This window comes from Streptomyces roseoverticillatus (assembly GCF_000719265.1).
In the GTDB taxonomy this organism is placed as follows: domain Bacteria; phylum Actinomycetota; class Actinomycetes; order Streptomycetales; family Streptomycetaceae; genus Streptomyces; species Streptomyces roseoverticillatus.
Genome location: NZ_JOFL01000034.1, coordinates 46,170 through 59,298, shown reverse-complemented (window position 1 = coordinate 59,298; position 13,129 = coordinate 46,170). Strand labels below are relative to the sequence as shown.

6 protein-coding genes are annotated in these 13,129 nt (G+C 72.7%); 2 read left to right on the top strand and 4 right to left on the bottom strand.

The genetic code is table 11. The features are described 5' to 3' along the window. The coding region (locus tag IF61_RS0129515) for a transglycosylase SLT domain-containing protein (protein ID WP_030369605.1) at nt 1–315 on the top strand (315 nt) is incomplete at its 5' end. Between the two features lie 227 nt (nt 316–542). On the opposite strand, the gene IF61_RS0129510 is transcribed toward IF61_RS0129515, so the two are convergent. From IF61_RS0129510 to IF61_RS0129500, 3 genes are all read right to left on the bottom strand, one after another. Beyond that, nucleotides 543–1,811, bottom strand: a complete 1,269-nt coding sequence (locus IF61_RS0129510; protein WP_043191330.1) for a serine hydrolase domain-containing protein — start codon at nt 1,809–1,811, stop codon at nt 543–545. 237 nt (nt 1,812–2,048) lie between these two features. Then, nucleotides 2,049–2,246, bottom strand: a complete 198-nt coding sequence (locus IF61_RS0129505; RefSeq protein WP_030369603.1) for a hypothetical protein — start codon at nt 2,244–2,246, stop codon at nt 2,049–2,051. 264 nt (nt 2,247–2,510) lie between these two features. After that, on the bottom strand, nt 2,511–3,473 hold the full coding sequence (locus tag IF61_RS0129500) for a 3-oxoacyl-ACP synthase III family protein (protein ID WP_078660598.1): 963 nt from the start codon (nt 3,471–3,473) through the stop codon (nt 2,511–2,513). Nucleotides 3,474–3,705: 232 nt separating this feature from the next. Between IF61_RS0129500 and IF61_RS0129495 the strand changes: the two genes are divergently transcribed. Then, entirely contained in the window at nt 3,706–11,241 is a 7,536-nt protein-coding gene (locus IF61_RS0129495; protein ID WP_052393204.1) for a type I polyketide synthase, read from the top strand. Between the two features lie 30 nt (nt 11,242–11,271). Here the strand turns inward: IF61_RS0129495 and IF61_RS0129490 are convergent, their stop codons facing one another. Continuing rightward, nucleotides 11,272–12,930, bottom strand: coding sequence for an AMP-binding protein (locus tag IF61_RS0129490; protein ID WP_169748859.1), 1,659 nt, complete (start codon nt 12,928–12,930; stop codon nt 11,272–11,274). Between the last annotated feature and the right edge of the window lie 199 nt (nt 12,931–13,129).

Here is a 13,129-nt window from a genome sequence, read left to right as displayed (position 1 = left end):
AATGTGGACGGCTGGATCAGTGAGGCCCTGGACATTCTGCGGGCCAAGGGCATTCCGGCTTCGTACGAGGGCATCAAGAAGAACGTGATGCGTGAGTCGACGGGTAACCCGCGTGCGATCAACGACTGGGACGTCAATGCCGTGAACGGTGTGCCGTCGAAGGGTCTGCTGCAGATGATCGACCCGACGTTCAAGGCGTACCACGTCGAGGGCACGTCCTGGGACATCTACGACCCGGTCGCCAACATCACCGCCGCCTGCAACTACGCCGCTGACAAGTACGGCTCCATGGACAACGTCAACTCCGCCTACTGACCGGTCGGCGACCGTCGCATAGAACACCGCGAAGGGCGGTGGCACTCCGAACAAGGGGCGCCACCGCCCTTCGCTACGCCACCGCGTCCCGGGGGAGTGGGGTAGTGGGGGAGGAGCGGGGCTGGTCATCGCCTTCGGCCCCGGGGTCACCACGGTGGCCGTCACCGGCATCTGGGTCGCGTCGTAAGCGTGTCAGGATCTCCCGTCACCCGGTGCGCGTCGGCCGGTCAGTCCGAGGGGTTGCCACCGGACGTCGGTTGCGATCCCTGGGGGACGGGCAGATTGAACACATGGCCCGGGGTGACGATCCCGGTGATCGCCTGGCCGAAGAGGGTGCTGGGCTCCGTCAGGCCGTGCAGGATGTCGGTGTTGAGCAGGACGACCAGCGTCGCTCGCTCCTCGGGGAGGTGGATTGTCAGCGATTCGTAGCCGGGAAGCGAGCCGTTGTGACCGATCCAGCCCTGGACGTTGAAGATTCCCAGGCCGTACCCGACGCCGGAAATGGGCGTCGGAAGGGTCTTCAGGCGCTCTGCCTGTGTCTTGGGACGCAGCAGGGAGCCGGTGGCGACGACACGCGCCCAGGTCCGCAGGTCCCGCAGATCGGAGCTCATCGCTCCGGCGGCCCAGGCCCAGGACGGGTTCCAGTTCGTGACGTCCTCGACCGCGCCCGAGGCCGTCTGGTCGGTGTATCCGTGGGCGTGGGGCCGGGGGAACTCGGTACCCGTCGGGAACAGGGTGTGGCGCAGGCCGGCCGGCTTCAGGACTCTCTCCCGGATGAACTTGTCGAGCGGGCGGCCGCCGGCCTTCTCCACGACAAGGCCCAGCAGGATCAGATTGGTGTTGGAGTACTCGAACTTCTCACCGGGCTGGAACTGCACCGGATGCTTGAAGGAGTAGCCGAGCAACTCCTGTGGAGGGAAGGGCCGGTACGGGTCGGAGGTGAGAGCCTTGGAGAAGCCTGCGTCCTCCGAGTAGTTGAACAGGCCGCTGCGCATGTCGGCGAGGTCGCGCAGGGTGATGCGGTGGCCGTTGGGGACTCCCTTGATGTACCGGCCGACCGGGTCATCCAGCTTCACCTTGCCGTCGTCGACCAGTTCGAGCAGGGCGGTCACGGTGAAGGTCTTGGTCTCGCTGCCGATCCGCATATGGAGACCGGGGCTCATGGGGGTCCTGTTCGCCTTGTCGGCGAGGCCGAAGGCCCGTACGTAATTCCCCTTGCCGGGAGCCGAAAGGCCCACGATGACGCCGGGCACGGAGGCTTCGCGCATCACCTGCCGGATCGCCGTGTCAAGACGCGCGGCGACGGCGGGGCCGAGCTTCGGGAACCGGGTGCCGGTGTCTGGAGAGGAAGCGAGGGGCGCGGAGGCGGCGGTGGAAAGAGGGGGGAAGGAGGAGTCCGCGGCGACTGCGCCCGGCGCGGCCGCCGGTACCACCAGCAGCCCGGCGGCGGCCAGGCCCGCGCACGTTCTGCGCCAACGCGTGTGCAGGCACCTCATGGCAGGCCTCCGCCGGACGAGGACAAGTCCTGGTCACCCTAGGCCTGCTCGTACGTTCGCGCACCGCGACGCATGAATCCACCATCGGTGCGGGACCGCCGTACCGGCGTCACCGGCCCTAGCCCGCGGGGAGGGCACCGTAGCGCGTCGTCGGCTGTGCTCGGCCGAATGGGTGCTCGTCGTCCCACCCGGCCGTCCGGCTCCTGGCGGCCGGGCGCGTTCGCGCGGAATCGGCTGTCAACCTTCCCAGGAGGATTCCTTCAGGGCTGTCCCCAGAGCCTGCAGGGCGGGCAGGGCGGCCACGAGGGCGTTGCGTTGTTCTTCGGAGAGCGCCGCCGGGGTGGCGGCGAAGCTCTGTGCCCAGTTCTCTTCGACGCGGCGCAGGTCCGCGACGGCTTTGGCAGTGGGCTTGGGCCGTACGGCGCGGCGGTCCACGGGGGTCCGGGTTCGCGGACGAGCAGGCCGCGGCCGACGAGGCCGCGGGCGGTGGCGCTCACGTCACGGACTTCGCCCTCGCTGTCCCCTATGCCCACGACGCGTTCCGCCCCGACGGCATTCCCCACCACCCCGAGCTCCACGAAGATTTCCTCACCCTCCTGCGCCACCTGCACCCCAGGGCTGACACCGCGCGGGAAGCCTCCTCCCGGGCATGAAGGCCCGGCTGCGCGTTCATCAGCGTCTGGTCGGCGGCGCTCCGGTTCACATCCGGATCACAGCGATCCCCATGCTGAATCCGCTGGCCAGGCCGATGAGGGAGACCATGTCTCCGGGCATGACGCGATCTCCCTGCTGGGCCAGGGCGAGTTGCAGGGGGAGGGAGGCCGACGCCGCGTTGCCGTACCGGTCCACGGTGGCCATGAACCGGCTCTCGGGCAGGCCGAGCGTGGCGCAGGCCTCGTGGAATTGCGGCATGGAGATCTGATGGACCGCGACGAAGGCACTGTCGCGCACCAGTGCCATCTCCGCCCGGGCGTGTTCCATCACGAGGCCGACCATGCGCCGGCCGGACCGGGTCAGCTGGTCCTCGTTGAGCCGGAGGCACACGTGGTCGTCGTCCGTGGAGCGCGGGTGCAGGGAGCCGCCGGCGGCGATGGTGCACGCCTCCCAGGCGGAGGAGTCGGAGGCGAAGGTCGTGTGGAGCACCCCGGGGTCGTCCGGGCCCGCCGGTCCGGCGGTCAGGAGGAGGGCGGCACCGGCATCGGAGACGGTGTATCCGGGCAGGTGGCGCATGAAGGTCTCGTGGTCGGGCACGTGCCAGCGGGCCGTCAGCGTCGCCGTTTCGCCGCAGGCGATCAGCACGGTGCGGTACCGGCGGGTCTCGATGAAGGCCGCGGTCGTCTCCAGGGCGTTGAGCACGCTGTTGCAGGCGTTCTTCACGTCGAACACCGGGCAGAAGGCGCCGAGTTTGGCGGCCACGATGTGGGCGGTGGCCGGTTCGACGAGGTCTTGACCGCTGGAGGCGAACAGCAGCAGGTCGATCTCGCCGATCCCCGTCCCCGCCATGTCCAGCGCCTTGGTGGCGGCAGCGGCCGCGAGATCGGATGCCTGCTCGCCGTCGGCCTTGACGTGGACGCCGCGCACGCCGGTGATGTCCTCCAGCAGGCGGGGCGGAGGGATGAAGGGGCTGTTCGCCGCGATGATGGCCGCTCGGGCCTGTTCCATGGTCCGGTACCGGGGCGGCAGGTGGACGGCAGTCGATACCAGTCGGGCACGACAGGGTGCGGTCACCCGGTCAGGCTAGCGGCTGCGTGGCGATATCGGTCAATCGTTCACCGTGCATGACCCGAACGGGTTAATTGTCACGTAGTCATTTCCCGCGCCGGGTACGGATACGGACCTGGTAGCCGGTACAGGCGACGACGCCGGAGCGCAGCACCGGACGGGGGGACTGGCGATGGAGCCGGAGGATCGTGCGGTGGCCGTGGTCGGCGTCGGTTGCCGCCTCCCCGGAGGCATATCGGATCTCGGAGAGCTGTGGGCGGCTCTGTCCGAGGGCCGGGACGCGATCGGCGAGATCCCGGCGGACCGGTTCGACAAGTCCCGGTTCGTGGACCCCGGTGCCCTCCGGCCCTGCCGGAGCTACACGGCGGCCGGGGGATTTCTCGACGACGTGGCGGGCTTCGACGCGGCCTACTTCGGCATCGCTCCGAAAGAGGCCGAGGCCATGGACCCGCAGCAGCGGCTGCTGCTGGAGCTCGCCGCGGAGGCACTGGACGACGCCGGGATCCCCGCAGAGTCGCTTGCCGGGTCGGACGCCTGCGTCTTCATCGGGATCTCCGACCCGCAATACGGGCTCGTCCAGGGAACGGTGGAGCAGTACGCCAATCCCTACATGATGAGCGGCTCCACCCTGTCGATCGCCGCGAACCGCCTGTCGTACTGCTTCGACCTGCGCGGGCCGAGCATGGCGATCGACACCGCTTGCTCCTCCGCGCTGGTCGCCCTCGACCGTGCCTGCCGCACCCTGCTGGACGGCACCAGCCGCACCGCACTCGCGGGCGGCATCAACGTGCTGGGGAACCCGTATTCCTTCACCGGGTTCTCCCACGCGGGCATGCTGTCGGCGCGCGGCCGGTGCGCGGCGTTCTCCGCCGAGGCCGACGGTTTCGTACGAGCCGAGGGCGGCGGCGTGGTCGTCCTCAAGCGGATGACCGACGCCCTGGCCGACGGCGACCGGATCCATGCGGTGATCGTCGGCACCGGCACCAACTGCGACGGCCGCACCCGTGGCATGGCCCTTCCCAGCCCACACGCCCAGGAGGCACTGCTGCGCGCCGTCTACGGGCGGGCCGGGGTGGAGGCCGACGAACTGGTGTACTTCGAGGCGCACGGCACCGGCACGCCCGCCGGGGATCCGGCCGAAGCGCAGGCGATCGGACGGGCTCTGGGACAGCGCCGGACGACGGGGCCCCTTCCGGTCGGCTCCGTCAAGTCCAACCTGGGCCATCTGGAACCGGCCGCCGGCATCCCGGGCCTGCTGAAGGCCCTGCTGGTCCTGCGGCACGGTACGGCCCCGGCCACGCTGCACGCCCGGCCGCTCCACCCGGACATCGACTTCACCGGCCTGAACCTGGCGCCCACCCTGGAAGCCGTCGAACTCCCGCGCCCGGCCCGGGCCGCGGTGGGAGTGAACGCCTTCGGATTCGGCGGCGCCAACGCCCACGCCGTCCTCACCGCACCGCCGGCGCCGCCGGCCCGGGAGGTTCACCACGGCGGCGAACTCCCGGTCGTGGTCTCCGCCCGCTCGCCCGAGAGCCTGCGCGAGCTGGCCGCACGCGTCTCGGCCCGGATGCGGGCGGCGCCGCCCGAGGAGTTCTACGACCTGGCCTACACCACCACCCGGCGCCGCGGAGCCCACCCGCACCGCGCGGCCGTCCTGGCCGCCGGGCCGGCCGAGGCCGCCGACCGGCTGGACCGGCTGCTCGCCGGCACACCCACCCACGGGGCCATGGCCCGCAAGGCCGAGCACGAGACGGTGGCGTACGTCTTCTCGGGCAACGCCTCCCAGTGGCCCGGTATGGCCGCCGACCTCCTGGGCGCCGACGGCGAAGGCGCCGGACCGGCCTTCCGCGCAGCCGTCGGACAAGCCGATGCCGCGCTGACCCCGCACCTGGGATGGTCGGTGCTCGCGGAGCTGACCCGGCCCGACGCTCCCCGGTGGCAGCGCACCGAGACCGCCCAGCCGCTCCTGTTCACCGTCCAAGTGGGCCTGGTCGCCCTCCTGGAGGCCAAGGGACTGCGCCCGGCCGCCGTCATCGGGCACAGCGTCGGCGAAGTGGCCGCGGCCCATGCCGCCGGGGCGCTGTCCCTCGAACAGGCCGCCAAGGTGATCGCCGAGCGCAGCCGCGCCCAGGGGGCCACCGCGGGCACCGGCCGGATGGCGGCCGCAGGGCTGCCCGAGCAGGCGGCCCGCGAGGAACTTGCCCCGTACAACGGCGCCTTGGAGATCGCCGGGATCAGCGACGACCGCAGCGTCACCCTCGCCGGTGATCCCGAGGCCCTCGCCGCCCTCGGTGCGCAACTGGAGGCCCGGGGCGTCTTCTTCCGCGATCTTGGCCTCGACTACGCCTTCCACAGCCGCGCCATGGACCCTATCGCCGGCCCACTGCGGACCGCGCTGGCCGGCCTGGATCCCACCGCCACCCGCATCCCCTTCATCTCCGCCGTCACCGGCACGGCAGTGGCCGGGCAGAACCTGACGGCCGACTACTGGTGGCGCAACGTCCGCGAGCCGGTCCGGTTCCGCCGTGCCGTCGCCCATGTCCTCGACGAGCACGCGGGCATCCTCGCCGGCCACGTCGGCATCCTCGTCGAGATCGGACCGCACCCGGTGCTGCGCCCCTACCTGCGGCGCACCGACGCCACCTATGTCCCCACCCTCCGCCGCGACGGCGACGGGCCCCGGGACGCGGCCGCCGCCGTCGCCACCCTGCTTGCGGCCGGCGCCGCCGTGGACTGGCAGGCCCACTTCCCGCGCCCCGGCCGGACGGCCGATCTCCCGGCCTACCCCTGGCAGCACGAGCGGTACTGGCTCGGCACCCCGCAGGACCTCGTGCTCCGCACCAGCGGCACCGGCCGGATCGACCACCCCCTGCTGGGTGAACGGCTCCCGGCCCCCCACGCGTCGTGGGAGGCCGCCGTCGAGCCTCAGCTGGTGCCCTGGCTGGGCGACCACAAGATCGCCGGCTCGGTGCTGATGCCCGCTGCCGCGTACGTCGAGATGGCGCTGTCCGCCGGGCGACGGGCGCTGAACCGTCCGGTCGAGGTACGGCACCTGGGCATCGCCAGTCCGCTCCCCGTCGCCTGGCCCGACCCCGGTACCATCCGGCTGCAGACCGCCGTCACGGCGGAGGACGGCGCGCTGGCGATCAGCAGCAGCGAGGGCCGCGGAACGGAATGCCGCACCGTCGTGCGCGCCCAGGTCCGCACCCTCCTCGGCACGGCGTCCCCGCCCCTGGACCCCGGAGCGATCCGCGCACGCTGCCCCCGTACGGTCGGCGCACCGGACTTCTACGCGACATGCCACAGCGTCGGCCTCCACGTCGGGCCCTCCTTCCAGCTCCTGCGTGAACTCCACGTCGGCGAGACGGAGCTGCTGGCCTCGTACCGGCACGAGGACCCGGGAGACGCGTACACCGTGCACCCGGTCCTGCTGGACGGCCCCTTCCAGGCCACCGTCGCGCTGGTGGAGCAGCACATGCGCGGCGGCCAGGCCTACCTGCCGTCGGTGTTCGAATCGGTACGGGTGTGGCGGCGGCCCTCTGCCACCGGCGTCATGTACCTGCGCCGGCGCAGCCACACCGAGACGGAGTTCTGCTGGGACGTCACCTACGCCGACGAGGACGGCACCGTCGCCGCGGAGATCGAGGGGTTCCGTACCCGCCGTGCGTACAACACCGGCCACACCCCGCTGACCGTCCAGCACACGGTCCTGCGCGCCGCGCCGCACCCGCAGATCGCGGCAGCCCCCTCACCGCTGCCCCCGCCCACCGAGCTGGCGGCCGCCGTGCGTGACCGGATCACCCGGGCGCACGACGCCCTGAAGGAGTCCGGCCATGGCCGCTTCGCTGCGGCCGTCGACGAGACGGCCGCCCACTGCTGGGCCGTGGCCGTCGCCGGCCTGGTCACCGATCCGGCCGCCCCGTTCGGCCTGCCCGACCTCGTGGCCGGGGGACTCCAGCCGCGGCACCGGCGGCTGGCGCGGCTGATGCTCCCGCTTCTGGCCCGCCACGGGCTGGCGCAGCAGGCCGGTGACGGCCGGTGGCTGCTGACGGGCGACGAGCCGTGCGCCGAACCACGCCCCGAACCACGCCCCGAACCACGCCATGAGGCGCTGCTGCGGGCTCTGGTGGAGGATCATCCGGCCTTTATCACCGAGACCATCCACCTCAACGCGCACCTGAGGCACCTGCCGGCAGTGCTGCGCGACACCGAGGAAGCACAAGAGCTCCTCCGGGCCGGTGCCACCGCCTACGAGCAGCTCTACGAAGCCGCGCCCGCCTCCCGCTTCGCCCACCGCGTTGCCCAGGCGCTGCTCGCCGAGGCCGTCCGCCGCTGGCCCGCGGACCGCCCCCTGCGCGTCCTGGAAATCGGCGCCCGCACTCATGCCCTCACCGCGGCACTGCTTCCGCTGCTGCCCGCGGACCGGACCCGATACACCTGCACCGACAGCTCGGGCGCCGGTTTCGCCGCCGCCAAACACCGCTTCGCCGCTTACGACTTCGTCGAGTACCGGACCTTCGACCTGGACACCGACCCCGTCGCCCAGGGCTTCTGCGACGGCGTGTTCGACCTGGTCGTCGCCGACGACGCCCTGCATGGCGCCGCCGACCTGACCGATGCGCTGAGCCGTGTCCGCACCCTCCTCGCCCCCGGCGGGCACCTGCTCGCCGCCGAATCGCACCACGCGCAGCGGCTGGCCGTGCTCCTCGGAGGCACCGACGCGTTCTGGCAGCGCCGTGACCGTACCCTCCGCCCCGAGACCGTGCTGCTGCCCCGGAACCGGTGGAGGCCCCTCCTGGAGGAGTGCGGCTTCACTGGCACTGTCCAGACGGGCACCGACGACCGCTCCGTACTCATGGTCGCCGCCGGGGGCCGCCCGGGCGGAATGCCGGGCGGATTGCAGGGCGGATTGCAGGGCGGATTGCAGGGCGGCGGAACCGCCCCGCCCGCACCGGTTCAAGAGGACACCGCCGCCTGGGTCGTCGCCACCGAATCCCCCGGCGAGGAGGCCACAGCGCGGGCGCTGTCCGGGCTGCTGGGCGGCGCCGGCATCGTCACGGCCACGGACGATCCGGCCACCTGGAACGGTGCACTGCCCGCCGGCACCTCCGGAGTCGTCCTCCTCCTGGGCGACCCCCGGGGACCGGACGGCCGAGGCCGGGAAGACGTCGTCGCCCTGACGACCCGCCGCGCCGCCGTCCTGCGAGCACTGGCTGCGGCCTGCGACGAACGGCCGGAGGGCCCGCGGCCGCAGCTGTGGCTGATCGCCCGTCCCAGCGGGCTGTTCCCCGTTCCGGAGCGGCCTGCCCACCCCGCCGACGCCGCCGTGTGGGGCGCCGCCCGTACCCTGGCCAACGAACGCCCCGACCTCGGTATGCGGCGGATCTCCCTGGACCGCACCGGCGACCCGGCCGCCGACGCCCGCCGTCTGGTGCTCGAATTGCGGGCACCCACCGACGAGGACGAGATCGTGCTCACCCGCGGCGGCCGGTTCGTCCCCCGCCAGATCCAGCACCCTGCCGACCAGCCCGCCCCCAGTGACTCCGCCCAGCCCTCCCCCTCCTCGTACACCCTCGACGTGCGCAACCCCGGCCTCTCCCGCCGGCTCGTGTGGCGCCGGACGGAGCCGCTCCGCCCGGGGCCCGGCGAGATCCTGGTCGAGATGCGGGCCGTCGCGCTGAACTACCGCGACCCGATGCGCGCCAACGGGCTGCTGCCGCCCGAAGCCGTCGAGGGCACGCCGCTCAGCCGCGGCCTGGGCACCGACGGGGCGGGCGTCATCGTCGCCACCGGCCCCGGAGTCACGGGGTTCACGATCGGCGACCGGGTCGGCGGGCTGATGGCCGCGGCCCTCTCCTCGCATGCCGTCATGCCCGCCTTCACGGCCTGCCCCCTCCTGGACGGCATGTCCTACGCCGAGGCGGCGACCTTCCCGGTGGCCGTCTTCACCGTCCACCACACTCTCGTCGACGAAGCCAGGCCGTTCCCCGGCGAGACGGTGCTGGTGCACGGCGGAGCCGGTGCGGTGGGCCTGGCCGTCGTCCAGTGCGCCCGTATCCTGGGACTGCGCGTGATCGCCACAGCGGGCACCGAGACCAAACGCGACCTGCTGCGCACGCTCGGAGCCGAGCACGTCCTGGACTCGCGCACCCTCGAATTCGCTCCCCGCGTCCGCGAACTGACCGGCGGACAGGGCGTCGACATCGTCGTCAACTCCCTCAGCGGCGAGGCCATCGCCCAGAGCCTCGACCTGCTGCGCCCCAACGGTCGGTTCATCGAGCTCGGCAAGCGCGACATCTTCTTCAACAACCCGCTCCTGCTGCGCCCCTTCCACCGCAGCATCACCTTCCTCGGCTTCAACCTCGACAGCATCGTGTTCGACCCGGTCCGCGGCCGACGGCTGCTGCACGACACCACGACACGGGTGGCCTCCGGGGAGTACCGCCCCCTCCCGCACGCGATCTACCCCGCCGCCCGGGTGGAAGAGGCATTCCGGCTGCTGCAGCACTCCCGCCACACGGGGAAGGTCGTCGTCTCCTTCGACCCTCTGGACGAGCCCGTGCCGGTCGAACCCCTGCCCGGCGTTCCGGTGCCGGACCCGGAGGGCACGTACCTGGTCACCGGCGGGCTCGGCGGCTTCGGTGCGGCCACCGCCGAATGGCTCGCCCAGCGCGGCGCCCGCCACTTGGCCCTCCTCGGCCGCCGGGGGAGCGGGGCACCCGAAGCGGCCGCCGTGCTGGAGCGGCTGGCCGGCCACGGCGTGCAGGCCACTGCGTACGCCGCCGACGTCACCGACGAGGAGGCCGTCCGAGAAGTGATCGCGGCCGTGGACGCCGGCGCGCATCCCCTGCGCGGGGTGGTCCATTGCGCCATGCACCTGGACGACGCCCCGCTCGCAGGCCTCACCGACGACCGCTTCGCCGCCGTCCTCGCCCCCAAAGCCGCCGGCGCGGACATCCTCGACCGTCTCACCGCCGGTCACGACCTCGACCTCTTCCTCCTGTACTCCTCGGTCACCGCGGCCACCGGCAACATCGCACAGGCCCCGTACGTCGCCGCGAACGCCTACCTGGAAGCCCTGACACGGGCCCGCCGCCACGCCGGGCGCACCGCCACCGCGATCGCGTGGGGCCCGATCGCCGGCACCGGATACGTCGCCCGCACCAACCTGGCCGCCACCATGACCGGCCTCGGCTTCGAACCCTTCGCCCCCGCCGAGGCCTTCACCGCCGCCGGCCCCCTGCTCGCCGCGGGCACCGACGTCGCCGGCATCGGCCGCTACCGCTGGGGCCGCGCCCGCCGCCTGCTCCCTCTCCTCGCCTCACCCCGCTTCACCGGACTCGTCCCGGGCGACGCCGTGGACACGGACGACACCCGGGAGGAACTGCTGCGCTCCCTGGCCGCGATGACTGCCGAGGACGCGGTACGCACCATCACCGAAGCCCTGGCCCGCCAGCTGGCGACCGTCCTGCACACCGACCCGTCCGCACTGGACCCGGACCGCCACCTGGACGAACTCGGTCTGGACTCCCTGATGGGAGCCGAGTTCATCCTTCACGCCCGCGAGTACTTCGACATCCACATCCCGCCCGGCGAACTCATGGGCAGCGGCCGCACCCTGACCCACTTCGCCCGGCTGATCCACGAGCGGCTGGGCACCCATCTGTCCCACCAGCCGCAGGCGGCCCTTGAAGCAGGGGAGCCGTGACATATGCCGTGACATGCAGGGAACATGACGTCAACGCGCGAGCCGGCGAGCGGCCCACGAGGCCAGCCGGTCCCGGTCGATCTTCGCGGCGTGGCGGTGATCCACCGGCAGCGACCGGTGGAACAGTACGGGGACGGGGACGGCGCCGGTCACCGGCCCCTCCAGGTCGTGCAGTACTCCCGGGCCCCCCAGTGCCTGCAGGCCATGGAGCGCCTCCAGGACCCCACGGCGCAGCGCGGCGCGGGCCGCGCGCGGTGTCCCCGCCTCCGGCTCCACGATCACCACCGGGCGGCGCGCGGTGGCGGGTCCGATGCCGACCAGGGCCGTACGGCGTACGCCCGGTACGGCGTCGAGGGCGGGTTCGACCTGCTCCGTGAACAGATCGCCCTTCGTGGTGCGCACCCGGTGGGCGAGGCGGCCGCAGAACCAGATGCGGCCCTCCTCGTCCAAGCGGCCGATGTCACCCATACGGTGCACGATGCAGCCGTCTTCTCCGCGCAGTTTCGCCGCACGGGTGGCCTGCACATCCAGGTAGGCCGCACTGACGTTGGGGCCGGAGACGGCCAGCTCGCCGACCGTGCCCGGGGGAGTCTCGGGGGCGAGCTGCCCGGTGGGCGGCGCGTCCAGGGGCAGGACGCGGACGGTGACACCCGGTACGGGGCGTCCCAGGCACACCCCCTGCCCCTGGACGGTGGCGGAGCGCAGCGGGAGCAGCTCCCGGTGGTCGATCGTGCTGACCGGCAGGGCCTCGGTAGCGCCGTAGACGCTGTGGACGGTCGCGGCGGCGGGCAGGCACACCCGCAGTCGGTCGAGGACCGCGTAGGGCAGTGAGGCACCGAAGGACAGGACGTGCCGCAGGGTCGGCAGGGGAGTGAGCGTGCGGATGCAGTGCCGGGCCAGGCGGTCCAGGACGGCGGGCGATCCCATGAGCACGTCGGCACCGGTCCCGTTCACGGCGTGCACTAAGGCGCGGGCCCGTACCCGGGTGGGCCGCATCAGATCGAGGCGGGGGACGACCGTGGTGGCGCCGAGCAGCGGTCCGAGGACCGCGGCCGGAACGAACGCCGCCACTACCGTCCGCCCGGCCAGGTCCAGTCCGTGCGGGAGCGCCTGAAGCTGTGCCCGCACGGTGCCGTGATCGTGAATGACGCCTTTGGGCGGTCCCGTCGCACCAGAGGTGAACAGGACCATCGCCGGGGCGTCGTCCCGGGAGTCGGCCATCGCCCGCCAGGAAGGGCCGGCGCGCCGCAGCCGCTCCAGCGTCCGGCTCGGCCAGAGCCGTGGTCCGGCCACCACCCGGTGGCGGACGGTGCCGCCGCCCCAGCCCAGCAGGCGGCCGGCGATGTGGGCGAGCGGCTCGGCCAGCAGGGCGTCCGGCGCCGCTGCCGCCAGACACCGCCCCATCGTGGGCAGCGGCAGGGAACCGTCGACGAGGACCGGGACGGCGCCCATGCCGGTCAGCGTCAGCACACACGTGCCCAGCTCGACCGGGTCGCGGGTCAGGACGGCCACCCGGTGCCCGGGACGGATCCCGGCCCGGGCCAGCGCCGCGGCGGTCGACAGACTCAGCGCGGCCGCCTCGGCGTTCGTGAGCGCCGCGAACCCCCGCCGGCCCTTCGGATAGCGCAGGCACACGCCCTCGGGTGCGTCCTGCAGGGCACGCAGGACCGTACGGGCCAGCGGGGCCACGGCGGACACCTCCGGTGCGATGTGCCCCGTCGGACACGGCCACGACGGGCTGGCCCCACCAGCATGCGGGCCCCGCCGACGCACCCGCATCACCTACATGGGTGATTCGGGCGCACCAGGGAGCGAATGAGCCCGCATCGTGGGCATGAACTCCACGCCGTAGAAGCGCAGTTGACGCGGCCGGGCGCCGCGGCGGTGC